Source organism: Microbacterium sp. (assembly GCF_011620715.1).
Lineage (GTDB): Bacteria > Actinomycetota > Actinomycetes > Actinomycetales > Microbacteriaceae > Microbacterium.
The window spans coordinates 40,896-61,618 of record NZ_WOYP01000030.1; the positions used below are offsets into that span (position 1 = coordinate 40,896).

General features: G+C 70.5%; 18 protein-coding genes and 1 pseudogene. 8 read left to right on the top strand and 11 right to left on the bottom strand.

Annotated features, from left to right (window positions below; all coding sequences use genetic code 11):
* Positions 1-34: 34 nt before the first annotated feature.
* The gene (locus tag QZV84_RS03330) at positions 35-406 is read right to left on the bottom strand and encodes a sterol carrier family protein (RefSeq protein ID WP_292825271.1); all 372 of its coding nucleotides are present in this window, start codon (positions 404-406) and stop codon (positions 35-37) included.
* A gap of 97 nt (positions 407-503) precedes the next feature.
* Between QZV84_RS03330 and purD the strand changes: the two genes are divergently transcribed.
* Both purD and QZV84_RS03340 read left to right on the top strand, forming a co-directional pair.
* The gene (gene purD, locus QZV84_RS03335; protein ID WP_292825274.1) at positions 504-1,775 is read left to right on the top strand and encodes a phosphoribosylamine--glycine ligase; all 1,272 of its coding nucleotides are present in this window, start codon (positions 504-506) and stop codon (positions 1,773-1,775) included.
* A 61-nt stretch (positions 1,776-1,836) separates the two neighbouring features.
* Positions 1,837-2,763, top strand: coding sequence for a phosphoribosylaminoimidazolesuccinocarboxamide synthase (locus tag QZV84_RS03340; RefSeq protein WP_292825277.1), 927 nt, complete (start codon positions 1,837-1,839; stop codon positions 2,761-2,763).
* A gap of 32 nt (positions 2,764-2,795) precedes the next feature.
* Here QZV84_RS03340 and QZV84_RS03345 read toward each other — a convergent pair.
* Positions 2,796-2,918, bottom strand: a pseudogene (locus tag QZV84_RS03345) (LacI family transcriptional regulator); the annotation flags it as partial.
* A gap of 40 nt (positions 2,919-2,958) precedes the next feature.
* Positions 2,959-4,428 carry a family 1 glycosylhydrolase gene (locus QZV84_RS03350; protein WP_292825280.1) on the bottom strand — a complete coding sequence of 490 codons (1,470 nt, stop codon included), beginning with the start codon at positions 4,426-4,428 and terminating at the stop codon, positions 2,959-2,961.
* 229 nt (positions 4,429-4,657) lie between these two features.
* Between QZV84_RS03350 and purS the strand changes: the two genes are divergently transcribed.
* Entirely contained in the window at positions 4,658-4,906 is a 249-nt protein-coding gene (gene purS, locus QZV84_RS03355; protein WP_292825283.1) for a phosphoribosylformylglycinamidine synthase subunit PurS, read from the top strand.
* Entirely contained in the window at positions 4,903-5,610 is a 708-nt protein-coding gene (gene purQ, locus QZV84_RS03360) for a phosphoribosylformylglycinamidine synthase subunit PurQ (RefSeq protein ID WP_292825286.1), read from the top strand. The genes purS and purQ overlap by 4 nt, the downstream gene beginning before the upstream one ends.
* Before the next feature lie 54 nt (positions 5,611-5,664).
* Here purQ and xdhC read toward each other — a convergent pair whose 3' ends face one another.
* The 3 genes from xdhC to QZV84_RS03375 are packed head-to-tail and all read right to left on the bottom strand — an operon-like array spanning position 5,665 to position 10,370.
* Positions 5,665-6,498, bottom strand: coding sequence for a xanthine dehydrogenase accessory protein XdhC (xdhC, locus tag QZV84_RS03365; RefSeq protein ID WP_292825289.1), 834 nt, complete (start codon positions 6,496-6,498; stop codon positions 5,665-5,667).
* Positions 6,499-6,510: 12 nt separating this feature from the next.
* Positions 6,511-8,880 carry a xanthine dehydrogenase molybdopterin binding subunit gene (gene xdhB / locus QZV84_RS03370; protein ID WP_292825292.1) on the bottom strand — a complete coding sequence of 790 codons (2,370 nt, stop codon included), beginning with the start codon at positions 8,878-8,880 and terminating at the stop codon, positions 6,511-6,513.
* A complete protein-coding gene (locus QZV84_RS03375; RefSeq protein WP_292825295.1) occupies positions 8,877-10,370 on the bottom strand; it encodes an FAD binding domain-containing protein in 1,494 nt (497 codons plus the stop codon). The genes xdhB and QZV84_RS03375 overlap by 4 nt, the downstream gene beginning before the upstream one ends.
* 311 nt (positions 10,371-10,681) lie before the next feature.
* On the opposite strand from QZV84_RS03375, the gene QZV84_RS03380 reads away from it, so the two are divergent.
* From QZV84_RS03380 to QZV84_RS03395, 4 genes are read left to right on the top strand one after another with little or no spacing between them, the layout of a single operon-like run.
* The gene (locus tag QZV84_RS03380; RefSeq protein ID WP_292825298.1) at positions 10,682-11,782 is read left to right on the top strand and encodes an ABC transporter substrate-binding protein; all 1,101 of its coding nucleotides are present in this window, start codon (positions 10,682-10,684) and stop codon (positions 11,780-11,782) included.
* 5 nt (positions 11,783-11,787) lie between these two features.
* Entirely contained in the window at positions 11,788-12,609 is an 822-nt protein-coding gene (locus QZV84_RS03385) for an ABC transporter ATP-binding protein (RefSeq protein WP_292825301.1), read from the top strand.
* A 14-nt stretch (positions 12,610-12,623) separates the two neighbouring features.
* Complete coding sequence (locus tag QZV84_RS03390; RefSeq protein WP_292825304.1) at positions 12,624-13,415, top strand: ABC transporter permease subunit; 792 nt, start codon at positions 12,624-12,626, stop codon at positions 13,413-13,415.
* Complete coding sequence (locus QZV84_RS03395; RefSeq protein ID WP_292825306.1) at positions 13,412-14,287, top strand: ABC transporter permease subunit; 876 nt, start codon at positions 13,412-13,414, stop codon at positions 14,285-14,287. The genes QZV84_RS03390 and QZV84_RS03395 overlap by 4 nt, the downstream gene beginning before the upstream one ends.
* A gap of 54 nt (positions 14,288-14,341) precedes the next feature.
* Here the strand turns inward: QZV84_RS03395 and QZV84_RS03400 are convergent, their stop codons facing one another.
* The 5 genes from QZV84_RS03400 to allB form a co-directional block, all read right to left on the bottom strand.
* Positions 14,342-15,637: an allantoate amidohydrolase gene (locus QZV84_RS03400; RefSeq protein ID WP_292825309.1), complete on the bottom strand. Its 1,296-nt coding sequence runs from the start codon at positions 15,635-15,637 to the stop codon at positions 14,342-14,344.
* Positions 15,638-15,641: 4 nt separating this feature from the next.
* Positions 15,642-16,850 (bottom strand): alanine--glyoxylate aminotransferase family protein, encoded by a 1,209-nt coding sequence (locus QZV84_RS03405; protein WP_292825336.1) that lies wholly within the window; start codon positions 16,848-16,850, stop codon positions 15,642-15,644.
* Positions 16,851-16,959: 109 nt separating this feature from the next.
* Entirely contained in the window at positions 16,960-18,267 is a 1,308-nt protein-coding gene (locus QZV84_RS03410; protein WP_292825312.1) for an amidase family protein, read from the bottom strand.
* Entirely contained in the window at positions 18,260-19,357 is a 1,098-nt protein-coding gene (locus QZV84_RS03415) for an acetamidase/formamidase family protein (protein ID WP_292825315.1), read from the bottom strand. Before QZV84_RS03415 ends, QZV84_RS03410 begins: the two co-directional genes overlap by 8 nt.
* A 17-nt stretch (positions 19,358-19,374) precedes the next feature.
* Positions 19,375-20,718, bottom strand: a complete 1,344-nt coding sequence (gene allB / locus QZV84_RS03420) for an allantoinase AllB (protein ID WP_292825339.1) — start codon at positions 20,716-20,718, stop codon at positions 19,375-19,377.
* Positions 20,719-20,723: the final 5 nt, after the last annotated feature.

Below are 20,723 nucleotides of genomic sequence, written 5' to 3' on the forward strand. Positions count from 1 at the left end.
GCTCACGGACGCAGCAGCTCACGGACGCAGCAGCTCACGGACGCAGCGGCAGCAGGCCGGTCAGGTCGGCGCGGACGCCCGAAGCCAGAATGCGACCGGATGCTGCGGCATCCGCCCACTGCTCCGCACCGGTCGCGAGGGCGATCCACGTCACAGGGTCGGTCTCGACGACATTGGGCGGCGTACCCCGGGTGTGCCGCGGGCCTTCGATCACCTGCACCGCCCCGAACGGCGGCACGCGCACCTCGACCGCCCCGCCGGGCGCCTTCTCGACGAGCAGCTGCAGCAGATAGCGCACCGCCGTCGCGAGGTCGGGGCGCCCCGGCTTCTCGGATGCCGCGTCCGCCGCGCGCACGGCGGCGAGCGCGGCGCGTCCTTCGTCGGTGGTGATCTTGCGCGGCGGCATCCGACAACGGTACGCCCGCGCGAGGACGGCCGGTGGGGCTGGCGGGCCCGGACAGATCGTCGGGGCGGTCTCGGGGAAGGCTCGGTAGGCTGGGCGGGTGAGAATCCTGGTGCTCGGCTCAGGCGCGCGCGAACACGCCATCATCCTCGCGCTCCGCTCGGAGGGCGCCGCGCACGAGGTGTTCGCCGCTCCCGGCAATGCCGGCATCGCCCAAGATGCGACGATCGTCCCGGTCGATCAGAACGACCCTGCGGCGGTCACCGATTTCGCGAACGAGAACGCCGTCGACCTCGTGGTCATCGGCCCCGAGGCACCCCTGGTCGCGGGTGTCGCGGACACGCTGCGCGGGCGCGGCATCCCGGTGTTCGGGCCGGGCCGGGCCGCCGCCCAGCTCGAGGGATCGAAGACCTTCGCCAAGCGGATCATGGATGCCGCGGGCGTGCCCACCGGCCGGGCGCTGCGCGCCACCACCCCGGCCGAGGTCGCCGCCGCGCTCGACGAGTTCGGCTCGCCGTACGTCGTGAAAGCAGACGGTCTGGCCGCGGGCAAGGGAGTGCTCGTCACCGACGACCGCGTCGCCGCCCTCGCGCACGCCGATGCGTACCTCGGCTCCGGCGCGATCCTCGTCGAGGAGTTCCTGTCCGGCCCCGAGGTGTCGATGTTCTTCCTGAGCGACGGCGATCGGGTGCTTCCGCTGAGTCCCGCGCAGGACTTCAAGCGCCTCGGCGACGGCGACTCCGGACCGAACACCGGCGGCATGGGCGCCTACTCGCCGCTGCCGTGGCTCGCCGAGCCGTTCGGCGGCGAGCGGGCCTTCGTCGACCAGATCACCCGCGACGTCGCCGAACCGGTCATCCGCCAGCTCGACGCGGAGGGCACGCCGTTCATCGGCCTGCTGTACGCGGGGCTGATCCTCACCGCGCAGGGCGTCAAGGTCATCGAGTTCAACGCGCGCTTCGGCGACCCCGAGACCCAGGTGGTGCTGCCGCGTCTGCTCGACCCGCTCTCTCAGCTGCTTCTGGCCGCGGCAACCGGCACCCTCGAAGATCAGGCGCGCCCGGCCTTCGCCGACGCGGTGGCGGTGACCGTCGTGCTGGCGAGCGAGGGCTACCCGGCCGCGCCGGTGACCGGGCGCGCGCTTTCGGGATTGGATGCCGCCGCATCGGTCGAGGGTGTGCACCTCGTGCACGCAGCCACCGCTGTCGCCGGTGAAGGGCTCATCGCCTCCGGTGGCCGGGTGCTCAACGTCGTGGGACTCGGCACGACGTTCGCCGAGGCCCGCGCGCGTGCCTACCGCGCGCTGGCCGAGATCGGTCTCGAAGGCGGCCAGTACCGCACCGACATCGCCGCGCGGGTCGTGGAGGCCTGAGCATGGCCGAGCATTCCGAGAGGTTCACGCGCAAGGGCGTCCGCGACGCGATAATGGGCGGGTGACCTCCCCCCTCGCCCTGCCCGGCTGGCGCCACATCTACTCGGGCAAGGTGCGCGACCTCTACGTTCCGGCCGACCTTCCGGCCGACGCCCCCGCCGAGCGCATGCTCGTGGTGGCGAGCGATCGCGTGAGCGCATTCGACCACGTGCTCGAGCCGGGGATCCCCGACAAGGGGGTGCTGCTCACGACGCTCAGCCTGTGGTGGTTCGACCGCCTCGCCACGGGCAGCGGCGGGACACGCGGCATCCCGAATCACCTGCTCTCCGACCATGTGCTCGGAGCCGACGGCCTGCGTGAACTCATCCCGGCCGAAGTCACCGGCCGTGCGATGGTCGTCAAAGGGCTGAGGATGCAGCCGATCGAGTGCGTGGTGCGCGGATACCTCACCGGGTCGGGCTGGGCGGAGTATCAGGCCGACGGCACGGTGTGCGGCATCCGACTGCCCGCAGGGCTCGAGAACGGCGACCGCCTGCCCGAGCCGATCTACACCCCCGCCTTCAAGGCCCCGATGGGCGAGCACGACGAGAACATCTCGTACGAGCGCACGGTCGAGATCGTCGGCGCCGACCTCGCCGCGCAGCTGCGCGATCTCTCACTCGAGATCTACGCACGGGCCGCCCGCGTCGCCGAGGCGCACGGGCTGATCCTCGCCGACACCAAATTCGAGTTCGGGCTCGACGACTCGGGCGTCCTGACTCTGGCCGACGAGGTGCTCACGAGCGATTCGTCACGGTACTGGGATGCCGCCGCATGGCAGTCCGGCACGACTCCGTCCGAGCGGATGGCGAGCTTCGACAAGCAGATCGTGCGCGACTGGCTCGCCGCCCACTGGGACAAGACCGGCACTCCGCCCGAGCTGCCCGCCGAGATCGTCGAGCGAACAGCCGACCGCTACCGCGAGCTGCTGGCGCGTCTCACATCCTGACCGCGGGCAGCGCTCAGACGCTGTCGCGGACCCGCGAGCGCACCCCGTGCCATGAGGTCGCTCGCGATGAAGAGCGCGTCGGGGCGTTCGCCGCGATCGAGGATGCGGCGCATCGCCGCGGCGCCGCCGTCGGCGGTGAAGTCGCCGTCCTCGAGCGTGGCAGGCGCTCGCCAGATGTCCGTCATCCTCCGGACGCTATGCCCCCGCGGCTCCGGCCGGAGCAGCGGCCCCGAGCGCGCGCGCCGCGATGATGCGGCTGTACTCACGCCCGCTGTCTTTGACCGATCTGCGCTGCGTCTCGTAGTCGACTCGGACGATCCCGAACCGCTTCTGGTAGCCCCAGGCCCACTCGAAGTTGTCGAGCAGTGACCAGTAGAAGTAGCCGCGGACGTCGACTCCGGCCTCGACCGCATCGAGGATCGCGCCCAGATGAGCGCGCACGAAGTCGACGCGCTCATCGTCGTGCACGCGGACGACACCCTCTTCGAGCACCGGAGTGTCCTCGAACGCCGCACCGTTCTCGGTCACGAACAGCGAGGTTCCGGTCGGTGCCGCGTACTCGTCCGACACGCGGCGCAGCAGGCGGGTGAGCCCCTCGGGCTGCACCTCCCACTGCATCGGAGTGCGCGGCAGTCCCCGCTCGTGCCAGAAGATGCCCGCAGAAGACGGGAAGGGCGAGTCTCCGGGTCGCTCCGTGGGTGCGTCGCCGCTGAGCGGCGGGACCACCGGCGCATGACCGCCCACGTACTCGCCGTGATAGTAGTTCACGCCGAGCGTGTCGATCGGCGTCGAGATGGCTTCGAGGTCGCCCGGCAGGACGGCCCGCTCCAGAGCATCCACGGCCGCGGCATCCACCCGGCGGAAGTCGGCGAGCACATCGGCGGGGTAGGCGGCGCGGAAGATCGGGTCGAGGAACCACCGGTTGAACTGTCCGTCGATGCGGCGGGCAGCATCGGCATCGGCCGGATCGGCCGCGTCGACCGGGTCGGCGACCGTCATGTTGAGCGTGATGCCGAGATGGAGCGACGAGTCCCGCGCGCGCAGCGCGCGCACCGCCTGACCGTGTCCGAGCAGCAGGTGGTGGGAGGCCAGCATCCCCTCCGCCTTGCTGTAGTGCCCGGGCGCGTGCAGGCCCGCGGTGTAGCTCAGGAATGCCGAGCACCACGGTTCGTTCAGCGTGGTCCACACCTTCACCCTGTCGCCGAGCGCATCATGCATGTCGAGTGCGTACTCGGTGAAGCGGTCGGCGGTGTCGCGGACAGTCCAGCCGCCGTTCTCCTGCAGCGCCTGCGGAAGGTCCCAGTGGTAAAGGGTGAGCCAGGGCAGGATGCCGGCATCCAGCAGCTCGTCGACGAGCCGCTTGTAGAAGTCGACGCCCTCGAGGTTGAGCGGGCCGCCGTCGGGACGCACCCGCGACCACGACGTCGAGAAGCGGTAGGTCTGCAGTCCCATCGAGGTCATGAGCGCCACGTCGTCGCGGTAGCGGTGGTAGTGGTCGCACGCGACATCACCGTTGTCGGCGTTGATCACGGCGCCGGGAACCCGGCTGAAGGCATCCCAGATCGAGTCGGTGCGCCCGCCCTCGTGGGCGGCCCCTTCGATCTGGTACGCGGCGGTGGCCGCTCCGAACAGGAAGTCGGAGGGGAACTCGCGCGGTGAATGCACTGTCCTCCCGTGTGCGTGTCAGGTCAGGGTCAGGGATGTGCGGCAGGGTGGCCCGTGGGAGCGTTCCCGCCGAACGTGGACACACGCTATGGGATCGCTCCCATGTAGTCAAGGAAGCACCTCGGTGTCACGGTTCGGCTGCAGCGCTGTCCGGCCTTTCCCGCCCGAGCGGAGCGCGACGCGCCTTTAGACTGGACAGACACGCCCGCCCGCGACTTCCGGAGCCCTCATGCCCACCATCGTCGTCGACGTCATGCCCAAAGCCGAGCTGCTCGACCCGCAGGGCAAAGCCGTCTCCGGCGCGCTCGCGCGGCTCGGAGTCTCGGACTTCAGCGCCGTCCGCATCGGCAAGCGCTTCGAGCTCACCGTGGAGGGCGAGGTCGGCGAGGACCTGATGGCGAGAGCCCGCGAGATCGCCGACGAGATCCTGTCCAACTCCGTGATCGAGGACGTCGTCGGCATCGAGGTCGTGGAGTGAGTCCGCGCATCGGAGTCATCACCTTCCCCGGCTCGCTCGACGATCGCGACGCGCAGCGCGCGGTCCGCATCGCCGGGGGCGAGCCGGTCGCGCTCTGGCACGGCTCGCACGACCTCGAGGGCGTTGACGCGCTCGTCCTGCCGGGCGGCTTCAGCTACGGCGACTACCTGCGCGCGGGTGCGATCGCCGCACTCGCGCCGATCATGGCCGACGTGAAGGATGCTGCGGCCAAGGGCATGCCCGTGCTCGGCATCTGCAACGGCTTCCAGATGCTCGTCGAGGCGCAGCTGCTGCCGGGCGGGCTCATTCGCAACGCGCACCAGCAGTTCATCCGCCGCGACCAGCGGCTGCGCGTCGAGAACGCGTCGACCGACTGGACCTCGGACTTCAGCGAGGGCCAGGAGATCGTCATCCCGCTCAAGAACGCCGATGGGGGCTACATCGCCGCGGAGTCCGAGCTCGACCGGCTCGAGGGCGAGGGCCTGGTCGCATTCCGCTATCTGGGCGTCAACCCGAACGGGTCCCTGCGCGACATCGCCGGCCTCGCCAATGAACGCGGCAACGTCGTGGGGCTCATGCCGCACCCCGAGCACGCGGTCGAGGAGGGCTTCGGACCCAACACGCCCGCCGCCATGCGCTCCGGCATGGACGGCCTGCCGTTCTTCACGTCTGCGATCGCGGCCGTGGTCGGCGCCGCCGCGTAGCCCGCGGCATCCGACCCGGAACACCACGGCGGCGTCCGTTCCGCTGAGACGGTTTCAGACCATTCCGGCGGGCGTGGACGCCTCGATGAACTGCAGGGTGCGCGCGGCCACGCTCACCGCGATAGACGCCGGAGCCTTTCCTCCGACCTCCGGGACGCCGATCGGAGTGGTCACCCTGGCGAGGTCCTGCTCAGTGTGACCGAGCTCGGTCAGCTTCGCCCGGAAGCGAGCCCACTTCGACGCCGAGCCGATGAGCCCGACCGACCCGAGTGCGCTCCGACGCAGCGCCTGATCGGTGATCGCGAGATCTTCGACATGGTCGTGCGTCATGATCAGCACGTGCGTGCCCTCGGGCAGGTCGGCGATGGCGGCTTCGGGAACCTGCTCGTGCCGCAGCCGCACGGTCGCGACCGCGTCGGCGAGCACCCCGGTCGCGCCCGGTTCGCCGACGCGGTCGGGATGCAGCATCTCGGCGCGCGCGTCGATGAGGTGCAGCTCGATCTCCTGTCGAGCGAGGATGCGGGCGAGCTCGAGACCGACATGGCCGATGCCGAAGATGGCGACGGAGGGGATGGGGGGGATCGGTTCGAGCAGCATGGTGACCTCTCCTCCGCAGCACTGGACGCCGTACTCGGTCGTCGCCTTGTCGCTGAGCGTGAGCGTGAGCAGCCGGGGCTCCGTCGCGCCGACGACGAGCATCTCACGCGCCGACGCGACAGCCGTCGCTTCGAGGTTGCCGCCGCCGACCGTGCCGAACAGCCTGCCCGGCGACACGACGAGCTTCGCCCCGCCGTTGCGCGGCGCGTGACCGCGCACGGCCACGAGCGTGACGATGACTGCGGGAAGACGCGCTTCCCGCAGACGCTGCAGCTCGTCGACCCAGTCCATGACGCGCGCCTTCTAGCCCCCGGCGGCTACCGGCTCGCCGGCGGGCGCCACTGACGGCCGCCGGCCCTGAGCGGACCGGATCGCCCAGAACACCGCTTCCGGTGTCGCCGGCGACCCGAGGACGACGGTGCGACCGGGGGGACCGAACGCCCCGACGGCTTCGCGGAGCGCCTCGCGAGCGCTGAAGGCCAGCATGAGCGGCGGCTCGCCAACCGCTTTCGATCCGTATACCGCCCCGTCTTCTCGAGCCTCTGCGAAGAACCGCACGGTGAGCTTTTCGGGCATCTCCGAGAAGCTCGGCAGCTTGTAGGTGCTCGCGGACTGCGTCAGCAGCCGACCCCGATCGGGGCCGTGGCCGGTCTCCCACCGCAGCTCCTCCAGCGTGAGCCACCCGACGCCCTGCACGAATCCGCCTTCGATCTGGCCGAGGTCGATCTGCGGAGACAGCGAATCGCCCACGTCGTGGACGATGTCGACACGGCGAAGGCGATACTCGCCCGTGAAGCCGTCCACCTCGACCTCGGTGGCGGCGGCGCCGTAGGAGAAGTATTTGAAGGGCGAGCCGTGCATGCGCTCGGCGTCCCAGTGCAGCCCTTCGGTGCGGTAGTAGCCGGCGGCGAACAGCTGAACCCGCGCGAGGTAGGAGGCCGCGACGACCTCGGCGAATGTCGCGGAGCGGCGCGCGCCGGGCGCCGTCACGATGCCGTCCGAGAACCGAACGGCATCGTCATCGACACCGAGCAGGCGCGCGGCGACCGGTGTCATCCGATCGCGGATCTGCTCGCACGCGTTCTTGACGGCTGCGCCGTTCAGATCGGCGCCCGACGAAGCGGCGGTCGCCGACGTGTTGGGCACCTTGTCGGTGCGCGTCGGTGCCAGCCGCACCTGTGCGAGCGGCACGCCCAGCGCAGTCGCAGCGACCTGCAGCATCTTCGTGTGCAGTCCCTGACCCATCTCCGTGCCGCCGTGGTTGACCAGCACCGACCCGTCTTTGTAGACGTGGACGAGGGCACCGGCCTGGTTGAACGCCGTGAAGTTGAACGAGATCCCGAATTTGACCGGTGTCATCGCGATCGCGCGCTTGACGTGCTCGTGCTGGGCGTTGAACGTCGCGATCTCCGCCCGGCGTGCGTCGATGTCGGCTTCGCTGCGGACTCGGTCCCAGATCGCTCGCATGCGCTCGGCATCCTTGACCAGTTGTCCGTAGGGGGTGATCTGGCCGGGTGAATAGAAGTTGCGCCGGCGCAGGTCGATCGGGTCGATGCCCAGGATCGGGGCGGCCTGACCGAAGATGTCCTCGATCAGGAAGACACCCTGCGGGCCGCCGAAGCCGCGGAAGGCGGTGTTGGAGGTCTTGTTGGTCTTCGCGATCCGACCGACCAGTTTCACGTGCGGAATCCAGTACGCGTTGTCGACGTGACACAGCGCCCGGCTCAGGACGGGCTCGGACAGGTCGAGGCACCACCCGCCGTCGGCGGTCAGGGTCGCCTCGAGGGCGAGAACGGCGCCGTCCGCCCCGAAGCCCGCCCGCCAGGCGATGTGGAACGGATGCCGCTTGCCGGTCATCGTGATGTCCTGCGTCCGGTTCAGCCGCACCCGCACGGGGCGACCGGTGAGTCGAGCCCCGAGAGCGGCGATCGCCGCCAGCCCGTGGGGCTGCATCTCCTTGCCTCCGAAAGCGCCGCCCATGCGCAGCGCCTGCACGGTCACCCGGTGCGATGGGATGCCGAGAACGTGCGCGACGATCTCCTGGGTCTCGCTCGGGTGCTGCGTGGAGGACTCCACGAAGTACTGCCCTTCCGAGTCGACGTGCGCGAGCGATGCCTGGGTTTCGAGGTAGAAGTGCTCCTGCCCACCGAACTCCGTCACGCCTTCGAAGACGAACGGGGCGGTGCCCAGCGCCTCGGCGGCGTCGCCGCGCACGACCGTGCGTGTCGCGCCCTGGTAGGAGCCCGCGGCGATCGCCTCGGTCACGGTGATCAGACTCGACATCTGCTCGTAGCGGACCGTCACCGCGGCGGCGCCTCGCCGGGCGGCCTCAGGCGTCTCGCCGAGCACCCAGACGAGCGCATGGCCGTGGTACATCGCCTCGCCCGGGAAGAGCGGTTCGTCGTGCTTCACGCCGGCGTCGTTCTCACCGGGGACGTCGTCGGCGGTCAGCACCCGGACGACGCCCGGCACCCGGTAGGCGCCCGAGACGTCGACGGTGACCTTCGCGTGCGCGCTGGTGGACTGCACCGGCCAGGCCGTCAGCACGCCCGCGGTGCGTCCGGCCAGATCGTCGGTGTACATGGCGAAACCGGTGGCGTGCAGGGCTGCGCTCTCGTGCGCGGCAGCGAGGCCCACGACGGGGTCGGCCGGGCGTGCCGCGAGCTCGCTCACGCCACTGCCCCGTCACTCGGGTGCGTGCTTCGTGCGTACAGCTTCAGCAGGGCGTTGCCGAGCATGACCGCCCGGTACTGCGCGCTCGCGCGGTGGTCGGACATCGGCGTGCCCTCCGCGCCCAGAACGGCCGCCGCGGCGCCGATCGTCGCGATGCTCCACGCCCCGCCGACCAGTGCCTGCTCGGTCTCGCGCGCACGGATCGGCGTGGCCGCGACACCGCCCAGTCCGATGCGGGCATCGGTCACGACACCGTTGCGGATGCCGAAGGCGAAAGCGACCGCGACGCTGGAGATGTCGTCGAACCGGCGCTTGGAGACCTTGTGGAATGCGGTGACCCCGGCCAGCGGCAGCGGCACGCGGACGGAGCGGATCACTTCGTCCGGGCGGCGCACGCTCCGGCGATAGCCCGTGAAGTACTCGTCGAGTGCGACGACCCGCTCACCGCTCGCCGAGGCCAGCACGACGCGCGCGTCCAGCGCGAGCAGCGCGGGACTCACGTCGCCGATCGGCGAGCCGGTGCCGAGGTTGCCTCCGATCGTCGCACGGTTGCGGATGAGCGGCGACGCGAACTGCGGGGCCAGCTGGGCCAGCAGCGGCACGCGACCCGCGAGCCCGCGCTCGATCTCGGCGATGGTCAGCGCGGCGCCGATCTCGATCGCATCGTCGCCGACGACGAGATCGCGCAGTTCGGGCAGGCGCTCGATCGCGACCACGAGCGGTGCACGCGCCGCTCGCAGGTTCACCTCGACGCCCCAATCCGTCGCACCGGCGACGAGCCGCGCGTCCGGCTCGTCGTGCAGCAGATCCAGCACCTCGCCGAGGGCCGAGGGCCGCACGAACCGCGCACCGTCGAGGCTCACGTCGGTCGCCCCGGGGCCCGGTGACGGATGCCGCCGCCTCTCCGCGAGCGGATCGGCGGGGTCCGGCATCCCGAGTCGGTATGCCGCATCGCGGATCGGACGATAGCCGGTGCACCGGCACAGATTGCCGCTGAGCGCATGCAGGTCGAAGCCGTTCGGGCCGTGATGCGCGTGCGGATCGTCGATCGCTTCGGGCGCGTCCGGCGCGTCGCTCCCGGCATCCGCCGGGCGGCGGTCCGACCGGTAGAACTCGCCGGCCATGCTGCACGCGAAGCCGGGAGTGCAGTATCCGCACTGCGACCCGCCGCCCTCCGCGAGGCTGCGCTGCACCGGGTGCATGTCTTCGGGGGTGCCGAGACCCTCCGCGGTGACGACCTCCTGCCCGACGAGCGCGTACGCGGGCACGAGGCACGAATTGACCGGGGTCCATGCGGTGCCGCCATCGGCGGTGGGTGTGGCCAGCAGCACCGCGCACGCGCCGCACTCGCCTTCGGCACAGCCTTCTTTGCTGCCGGGGAGGCCCGTCGCGCGCAACCAGTCGAGGGCGTTCGTGTGCACCGCGACTCCGGCGAGCGAGCGCGGTGTGCCGTTGACCGTCAGGGCGGTGTCACCGAGAAGATGCTCCACCTTCGCGATTGTACGTGCGGATTCGGGGCCTGTTCGCGAGACGACGGCCCTCGGGTGCGGCGCGACCGGGTATCCGACCGCGCCGCCGCGCCCTGGGTCGCGGCATCCGCATGTCGGAGAATCGCGCCGATGTCGGAGGATTGCGCGCGAATCCTCCGACTTTCGCGCGATGCTCCGACGCGCGCGGTGGCCGGCGCCGCGGCCGCTCGCCGAGCATCCGTCACACCGCCGAAACACCCGGGTCGACGTTGCGAAACGTGTGAGCCATAACGTCGCTCTGATCACACTGCATCAGAAGGGATGCCAACCCGATGGCAACACACAGCACGCTCTCACGGCGCGTCGGCACGATCGCGGCAGCCGTCATCGCCTCAGCCCTGGTCCTTTCCGGCTGCGCATCCGGCGACACCGCGCCCGCGGCATCCGGCGGCAGCGATGAAGAAGCCTCGTACGGCGAGATCAGCGTCCAGTACTCCTGGATCAAGAACGAAGAGTTCGCAGGCGAGTTCTATGCCTATGAGAACGGGTACTACGACGAGGCGGGCTTCTCCGATGTGATCGGCGTCGCCGGCCCCGACACCGGAGTGGCGAAGCTGCTCTCAGGGACGGTGCAGGTCGCCTTGAGCGACGCAGCGTCGGTCGGTGCGGCGGTCGCGGAGCAGGACGCCCCGCTCAAGATCATCGGAGCGACGTTCCAGAAGAACCCGTTCACGATCCTCTCGCTCGCCGACGGCGGCAACATAGCGACTCCTGAAGACCTCATCGGCAAGAAGATCGGCGTGCAGGACTCGAACGCCTCGGTGTTCGCCGCGCTGCTGGCCGCGAACGACATCGACCCGAGCGAGCTGGAGATCGTGCCGGTCGACTTCGACCCGACTCCACTCATCAACGGTGAGGTCGACGGCTTCATGGCGTACCTCACCAACGAGGCGATCACGGTCGAGATGGCGGGCTACCCCGTCACCAACCTCGCCTACGCCGAGAACGGCCTGCCCTACGTCGCCGAGACCTTCACCGTCACCGACCAGTACCTCGCCGAGAACCGCGACCTCATCAAGGCGTTCCTCACGGCCGAGATCAAAGGCTGGACGGACACGTTCACCCAGCCGATCGATGACACCGTGTCGCTCGTGACGAAGTACTACAACGAGTCGGCGGCAGCGGGTGAGCTCACCTTCGGCGAGCTCGACCCCGCGAAGGTCGCCGCCGGCATCGAGGCGCAGGCCTTGCTGATCTCGACGGAGGAGACCGAATCCAACGGCCTCTTCACGATCTCCGACGACCTCAAGGAGCAGACGCTCGCGTCGCTCGCGACCTCGGGCTGGAAGCTCACCGTCGACGATCTGTTCGACACGACGATCATCGACGAGATCTACGCCGAGAACCCCGATCTCTTGGACTACCTGCCCTAGGGACGATGACCATCGAGACACGCACGGATGCCGGTGCCCACACGGGCACCGGCATCCAGATCTCCGGAGTATCGAAATCCTTCGCTCTGCGCCGGGGCAAGTCGCTCCTGGCTCTGCAGGACACAGATCTCCACACCGACAAAGGATCGTTCCTCGCCCTGCTCGGCCCGTCCGGGTGCGGGAAGTCAACCATCCTGCGCATCCTGGCGGCGCTCGAACACCCGAGCACAGGCACCGCATTGGTCGACGGCGAGTCGCCCGACCAGATGCGCGCGGCCAGCGAGCTCGGGATCGCCTTCCAGGATCACGCGCTGCTGCCATGGCGCAGCGTGCGGAAGAACATCGAGCTGCCGTTCGAGGTGGCCGGCAAGCCGGTCGACAAGGGCTACGTCGACGAGCTGATCGAGCTCGTGGGCCTGCGGGACTTCGCCTCTGCGAAGCCGGCGCAGCTCTCCGGCGGCATGCGACAGCGCGCGTCGATCGCGCGCGCTCTCGTGCTCAAGCCCTCGGTGCTCCTCCTCGATGAGCCGTTCGGCGCGCTCGATGACATGACCCGCCAGAACCTCAACCTGGAGCTGCTGCGCATCTGGACCGAGAAGCCCGCGACGACGCTGCTCGTGACGCACGGCATCGGCGAGGCCATCTTCCTCGCCGATCGCGTCGCCGTCATGTCGCCCAGGCCCGGACGGGTCAAGGAGATCATCGAGATCGACCTTCCTCGTCCGCGCACCCCCGACATGATGCGCACGCCGGAGTTCCACGCCTACGTCGATCGCGCGTCCGAGCTGCTGTTCGGATCCGACGGTCACGCCGAAGCGGAGGCGTGATGCGCACGAGGCGCATGCCCACCTGGATGGCCGCCATCGTCGGCGGCGTCTCGCTCATCGCACTGTGGTGGCTGCTGGCCGTCCTCGCATTCCGGCCGCAGGAGGGCACCACCTTCACTCCCGTGCCCACGCCGTGGGCGGTCTTCGAATGGCTCTTCGTCGACGGGAACATCGCGGGAGCCTGGAGCGTGTTCCAGCCCACCATCACGGCGGCCGCGATCGGCTACGCGTGGGGCAACGGCATCGCACTGGTCCTCGCTGCATTCGTGCTGGTCTTCCCCAAGACCGAGACGGTCATCACGCAGGTCGCCGTGGTCAGCTACTGCCTGCCCATCGTCGCGATCGGCGGTATCTCGGTCGTGGTGCTCGGCGGCGCCAAGACCCCTGGTGAACCGTCTGCGACGGCGATCTTCCTCGCCGCGCTCGTGTGCGTGTTCACCACCGTCGTCGGGGCGATCCTGGGGTTCAAGTCGGCGGACGCGTCGTCGCTCGATGTCGTGCGGGTCTTCGGAGGCAACTCGTGGACACAGCTGCGCAAAGTCCGGCTCATCGCGGCACTGCCGGCGATCCTCAACGCTCTGCAGATCGCGGTCCCGACCGCGTTCCTCGGCGCCGTGCTCGGCGAGTACCTCGGAGCGATCACCGCGGGCGTGGGCCCCACCCTCATTCGTCTGCAGGGCCAGCTCGACGCGGCCGGCGTGTGGTCGGTGTTCCTCCTGTGCGCCGTGTTCGCGCTCGTCGCCTACGGCCTCGTCGGTCTCCTCGTGCGGTTCGTGACGCCCTGGGTGTCGGGGAGCACCGGATGACCCAGACTCCGACGGCGCAGACGGTGCTCACCGCAGACCCGGCCGCGCAGGCGCAGCTGAGGGCCGACCGCCGACGCGCGCTGCGCAGCACGCTCGGCCGCTCTCTCGGCAATGCCGGCATCACGTTCGCGGTCGTTCTGCTGCTGTGGCAGGGGATCGTCAGCTTCTCGGGAATCTCCCCGTTCGTGGCGAAGGGGCCGCTCGACGTATGGAGCTTCCTTTTCGTCGGCGAGGATGCCGCCGAACACCGCGCGCAGATGGCCCCGCTCGTCACGCAGACCCTTGTCGACTCGTTGATCGGTTTCGTTTTCGGCATGACCACGGCCGTGATCCTCGCGATCCTGTTCAGCCTGTCCAAGGCCGTGGAGGCCGGCGTGATGCCGCTCGTGCTGCTCCTGCGCACGATTCCGCTCGTGTCGATCGCCCCCGTGATCATCCTCATCACCGGCCGCGGCACGGTGACCTCCGTCGCGGTCATCGGCACGATCGTCGTGCTCTTCCCCGCCCTGGCGAGCATCCTGTTCGGACTGAGCCGGGCCAGCAGGCAGAGCATCGACGTCGTCACCGTCTTCGGCGGCGGGCGGCTCACAGCCCTGCGCAAAGTGAGCATCCCGGGCGCGGGCCCGTCGCTGTTCGCTGCGGCGCGCGTGTCGGTGCCCGGCGCCGTCACGGGCGCGCTTCTGGCGGAGTGGCTCTCGACCGGTCAGGGCATCGGCGGCTCGATCCTGAAGTTCAACGCCCAGGCCCAGTTCACGCAGCTGTGGACCTCGATCGCCCTCATCACCCTCATCACGTTGCTGCTCTACAACATCGTCCAGATCGTCGAGAACATCGTGCTCGTGCGCATGGGCATGTCGCTGACCCGGCGCTGACCTCGCCAGCAGCCCGTCGCCCGTCTCGTATCGACGGCGGTCGCCGAGCCGGCCTCAGCGGTGCTCGGCCGCCAGATGCAGCACCGATTCGGCGAGAGCCCGGATGCCGAGTGAGACGTCGCCGATGCTCACGGCCTCGTCGGGGTGGTGGCTGATGCCGTCCGGGTTGCGCAGGAACAGCATCCCGACGTCGGTGATCGCCCCGATCGCCATGCCGTCGTGACCCGCCCGGCTGAAGATGGTGGCCGGCTCGTCGGCTCCGCGCGGCAGGGTCTCCAGGATGCCCTCGCGCACGACGTCGCGCAGCAGCGGCGCGCACATCACCGCGGCCGCGTTGTGCACTTCGCGGGCATGCCAGCGCAGTCCGCGGACGCCCATGATGCCGTCGAGGTCGGCGGAGATCTCGTCCCAGACGCGATCGCGCGACCCGTCGTACTCGCCGCGCAGGTCCAGGCTCAGGTGCGCCTCGCCCGGCACGATGTTGACCGCGCCGGGGAAGGCCTCGAGCTGACCGACCGTGCCGATGATGTGATGCTCGCCGCGGCAGATGCGCTCCACGGCGAGCGCCGCCTCGCTCGCCCCGAGCAAGGCGTCGCGGCGCATGTCGTAGGGGGTGCCGCCGGCATGGCGGGCCTCACCCTCGATCACGAGCTGGAACCGGCGCGCACTCGCGATCGAGGAGACGACGGCGAGCGATTCGCCGCGGCGGTCGAGCTCGGGCCCCTGCTCGATGTGCGCCTCGAGGTAGCCGACGAGCTCGTCCGGACGCCGGGCCGCCTCGCCGATGCGGCCGGGGTCGAGGCCGAACTCGCGGAACGCCTCGCGGAGGGTCGTGCCGTCGGCATCCGTCAGTGACCACCACTCGTCGCTCCACGTGCCCGCGACCGCGGAAGACCCCAGGAGCGCCTTGCCGAAGCGGGTGCCCTCCTCGTCCGAGAACGCGACGACCTCGAGCGCGAACGGCAGCGGGCTGATCCAGCCGTCGGCGTGCGGGGCCCGCAGCAGCCGGACGATCTCCAGCGCCATGAGCACGCCGACGATCCCGTCGAAGCGGCCGGCGTCCGGCACGGTGTCCAGGTGTGAGCCGAGCATCAGGGCGGGGGCGTGGGGTTCGGATGCCGCGAGCCGGCCGATCTGGTTGCCCGCGGCATCCTGACTCGTGGTCATGCCGACCTCGCGCATCCACTCCGCCGCGAGACGGTTGACGCGCGCGTGCTCGGTCGACAGGTACACGCGCTCGATCCGGCCGGGCGTCGCGGTGACGCGCGCGAGCTCGTCACAGCGGGCCATCACGCGCCGCGCCGCCGCCGGGAAGACGTCGGGGGGGAGCTCGGGCAGGCGGGGGGACATGCGCTCAGGCGCCTCCCGGCGCGTGGGCGGACGGCGCCGAACCGTAGACATCCATCGCCGCGTCGACGCCGCCGCCGGCCGGCACGGAGGCGCCCAAGCGACGCAGCACCGTCTCGAGTGAGGCGAGGGTCTGCAGCACGGCGTCTTTTCGGGCGTTGTAGCCCATCGTGCCGATGCGCCACACCTTGCCGTGCAGGGGACCGAACGACGTGCCGATCTCGATGCCGAAATCGTCGAGCAGGGCGCTGCGCGCGGCATCGCCCGCGACGCCTTCGGGGATCGCGACCGCGACGACGTTCGTCATCTTGTGCGCGGCGTCGCCGAAGACCACGAGCCCCAGCCCGCGCACCCCGGCGAGCATCGCGTCGCCGTGCAGGCGATGGCGCGCGATCGCGTTCTCGCGGCCCTCGAGCAGCAGCACGCGCGCGCACTCGCGGGCGCCATAGAGCATCGAGGTCGCCTCGGTGTGGTGGTTCAGACGCCGCGGACCCCAGTAGTCCAGGATCATCCCGAGGTCGAAGTAGTTGGAGCGGATGAAGTCCGCCGCATCCTGGTCGCCCTCTTCGCGGATGCCGGCCTCCACCTTGCTGCGGGATCGGATGAGCTCGACCGCGCGCTCGGACAGCGTAATCGGGGCCGAGCCCGACGGGCCGCCCAGGCATTTCTGCAGGCCGGCGGTGGCGGCATCCAATCCCCAGGCGTCCGCCTCGAACGGGTTGCCGCCGAGCGACGCCGTCGCGTCGCTGTAGAACAGCACGCCGTGCTTCGCGCAGATCGCGCCGATCTCGTCGAGGGGCTGCAGCATCGTGGTGGAGGTGTCGCCCTGCACCACGCCGAGCAGGTGCGGCTTGACGCGCACGATCGCCTCCTCGATCGCCGAGACCGGGAACACCTGCCCCCAGGGGACCTCGATCGTGTGCACCTCGGCCATCGCCCGCTCGGCGATCTCGGCGAGCAGGTGACCGAAGCGGCCGAACACCGGCACGAGCACGCGGTCGCCAGGGCTGATCAGCGAGACCATCGCGGCCTCGATGCCGGCGCGCGACGTGCCGTCGATCAGCAGCGTCGCGTCGTTCTGCGTCGCCCAGACACGGCGGTAGAGCTCTTGCGTCTCACTCATCGTCGCGGTCATGAACGGGTCGTACTGGCCGACGAGCTCGGCCGACATCGCCCGCAGCACGCTGGGGTACGCAGATATCGGCCCAGGCCCCATGAGCAGGCGCGGCGGCGGGGCGATCGGCCCCGGGAGCGGGAGGGCGGTCACGGCGTCTCCTGAGCGGTCGGCTGAGCAGCGGGTGCACGAGATGCTGCCGAGTGGCGGCTCACCACGACTCCACCGCCTGGGCGAGGCGCCGGGCGAGACGGACGAGCGCGATGTCGGTGCCCGAACGCGACGTGACGCAGACGCCCACCGGCGCAGGACCCAGGTGCGACCGCACGGTCAGCAACGGCGTCGACAGCGATGGCAGCCCCGCGATCGCGGCGGGGGCCGTCATGCGCAGCGTCGCAATGCGCACGGCGTCCACGCGCTCGCCGCCCGCGGTGCGCATCGGAGCCGGGCCGGGCACGGTCGGCATGAGCAGCACGGCGTCGGCCACCAGCGTCTGGATGCGCTCGGTGAGCGGCTCGAGGGCACGACGAGCGGATGCCTCGTCCCCAGCGCTGATCGTGGAGGCGATCCGGAAACGATCCGCGACGGCCGGTCCGAGCGCGTCAGGATGCGCGGTCACCCACTCGCCGTTGTTGCGCCACGCCTCGGCGCCCTGCACGGTGCGGAAGGGAACGAAGAACTCGTCCAGATCGCCGATCGAGGCGAAGTCCACGGGGGCGGCATCCGTCGACGAGGTCAGCGTCGCCAGGAACGCGTCGAACGCGGCGCGGGTCTCGGGTTCGACCGCGTCGAGCACCTCGGTGGGCACGACGAAGCGCCACGGCAGGTCGCCGTCGGACTCGCCGTACACGTTCTCGGTCGATTCCGAGCCGTCATAGCTCAGGCACCAGTCCACGACGCGCTGCAGCGTCTGCCCGTCGCGGGTGAGCCACCCGATCGTGTCGAAGGACTGCGCGAGCGGCAGCAGCCCCTGCCGGGGGACCAGACCGTGGGTCGTCCGCAGACCCCACAGGCCCTGGTACGAAGCCGGCACGCGCACCGACCCCGCGGTGTCGGTGGCCAGGCCGATCTCGGCCTGGCCGGTGGCGACGGCGGATGCCGGACCGCTCGAGGATCCGCCCGGCAGCGCGCCCGGGAGCGCCCCGTTGGGCGGGGTGCCGTAGTGCACGTTGTCGCCGGCGATGCTGTACGCGAACTCGTCGGTGCGGGCGATGCCGCGCAGCGACGCACCACCGCGCAGCAGGTCGGTCACCGCGGCCGCGGTCGTGGTCTCGGCGCGGGCTCCGGCCAGGAACGCCGGGTTGCCGGCGCCGATGCGGTAGCCCTTGACGGCGAAGAGGTCCTTGACCGCGACCGTGAGCCCGGCGAGTGGGCCCTCCCACGCGCCCTGCCAGAGCGGATCGCCGACCGTGCGCCACACCGAGCGGTCAAGCGCCTGCGCGCGGGGTGTGACCTGCGCGGCGGTGAAGGCCTTGAGCAGGTCGGCCGGCACGGAGTCGGCGCCGGCAGGCTCAGCCACGCTCCACCCCGTCGAAGTCGGACTCGCGGATGCGGGCATGCACGCCGCACACGATGTCCACGACCTGCGAGATGTCGAAGTCGGTCGCCGCGCTCAAATAGGCGTAGGCCAGGTGCTCCTGCACACCCCACCGGCCCTCGATCAGGTTCAGCGCCGACCGGACGCACTTGCGCATCGCCTCGTTGAGGTCGGGGTCCAGGCCGGTGGGCACGAGGTACTCCGACGTGCGCACCATCGGCCCGGTGACCTCGCCGAACTCGGCGAGCGCCTCAGCCCGCGGCACCACGTCGAACCGCAGCGTCGCCCGCAGGGATGCCTCGAGCGCCGTGAGCGCCACTTCGCCGTCGCCCTGCGCGAAGTGCGGATCGCCGACGTACGCGAGCGCGCCCGCCACCTGCACCGGGAGGTAGAGCGCCGTGCCCTCGACGAGCAGGTTGATGTCGATGTTGCCGCCGTGCAAGCCGGGCGGCACCGAGTGCGGGCGCTCACCCCCGGTCACAGCGACTCCCATCGTGCCGAGGAAGGGCGAGAGCGCAAACGCGATCACGCGCTCCCCGTCATCCACGACCGGCAGCAGCCCGATCAGTCGTCCGTCGCGCTCCTGCACCGGGGTGAATACGCTCACGTGGTAGTCGCCGCGCGGCAGTTCGCCCACCAGCGCGCCCTTGCCGTGGCGGTTCGAGATGACTCCGTACGGCACCCGGGGTACGAGCTTCTCGACCGTGATGCGCAGCAGATCGCCGGGCTCGGCGCCTTCGACGAAGATCGGCCCGGTCACCACGTGCGGGCCGTCCACCGCGGGGTCGCGCGACAGGTTCGCCGCGATCGAGATCGCATCCTCGAGGACCGCGGACGCCGCCACCCCCTGGCTCGTGAAGTAGCCGAGCGGATCCTTGCCGTGGTCTTCGAGGATGCCCTCGTGGCTCACGGTGTCGATCGTGACCGACTCGCCCGACCGGATGCGAAGGGCTGCGGCATCCGCTTCGCACGGGAGTCGCCCCCACAGCACGGTCTCGGGGGTCGAGCGCAGGTAATGGTCTCCCGGGATGTCGCCGAGGCCTGGCTGCAAGATCTCCATCGCGGTGTTCATGTCCCCATCCAATCCCATCAGTCGGCCGCACGCGTCGACAGCAGCCGGCCTCGGGGGTTGCCGCGCAAGCGCGGCGCGTCGCCGTCGCCGCCCTCGGTGAGGTCGTACGTCGCCCTTCCGTGCAGCCACGTCCGCCGGATCCGGCCGCTCAGCACCCGGTGGTCGTAGGCGGTGATCGGGTTCTTGTGCAGCAGGCGTGCGGCCTCGATGGTGTAAGGGTCGTCGACTCCGAACACCGTCAGGTGCGCCGGCGCACCGGGTTCGATGGACCCCGCCCCCGCGAGGCCGGCGACCGCCGCCGGTCCGGTCGTGAACAGCGGCAGAAGCGTCTCGAGGGGGATGCCGCGGCTTCGCGCCTCTGTCCACACCGCCGACAGCCCTACCTGCAGTCCCGCGATGCCGCCCCACGCGAGCCCGAAGTCGCCGCCGCCCGAGCGCTTCAGCTCGACCGTCGAAGGCGAGTGGTCGCTGACGATCGCGTCTATCGTGCCGTCGACGATACCGGCCCACAGCAGGTCGCGATTGGAGGCGTCGCGGATCGGCGGGCAGCACTTGAACTCGCTCGCTCCGTCGGGGATCTCCTCGGCGACGATCGTCAGGTAGTGCGGGCACGTCTCGACGGTCAGCGCGACGCCTTCCGCCTTGGCCGCTCGAATGGCGGGCAGCGAGTGCGCGTCGCTCAGGTGCAGGATGTGGGCGCGCGCGCCGGTGCGCCGGGCCGCGTCGATCACCGCGTCGATCGCCGAGGCCTCGCTGGCCGGGGGGCGGGAGGCGAGGAACGCCTCGTACCCTCGGCCCAGCGCGCCGTCGGCGCCGAGCAGTGCGGGATCTTCGGCGTGCACGATGATTCGCGAGCCGAGCGCCGCGATCTCCTCCATCGCGGCGAGCAGCTGCGTCCGGTCGAGGTGGGGGAACTCGTCCACGCCCGAGGGCGAGAGGAAGCACTTGAAGCCGAAGACGCCAGCCTCGTGCAGGGGAGCGAGTTCGCCGAGGTTGTCAGGCACCGCGCCGCCCCAGAACCCGATGTCGACATGCGCGGACTTCGCCGCGGCATCCTTCTTGATCGCGAGCGCGTCGGCCGTCGTGGTCGGCGGCACGCAGTTCAGGGGCATATCGACGATCGTCGTCACACCGCCGGCAGCGGCCGCGAGGGTCGCAGAGCGGAAGCCCTCCCATTCTGTGCGGCCAGGCTCGTTCACATGCACGTGCGAGTCCACCAGGCCCGGAAGCAGCACCGCGTCGTCGGGCACCTGCACCGCGCGGCCGCGCCGCACGTCGTCGATTCCGGCGATGACGCCGTCCTGCACCGTGATCTCGGCGGGGCGGAAGGCGCCGCCGATCCAGACCCGCGACGCGCTGATCCGCA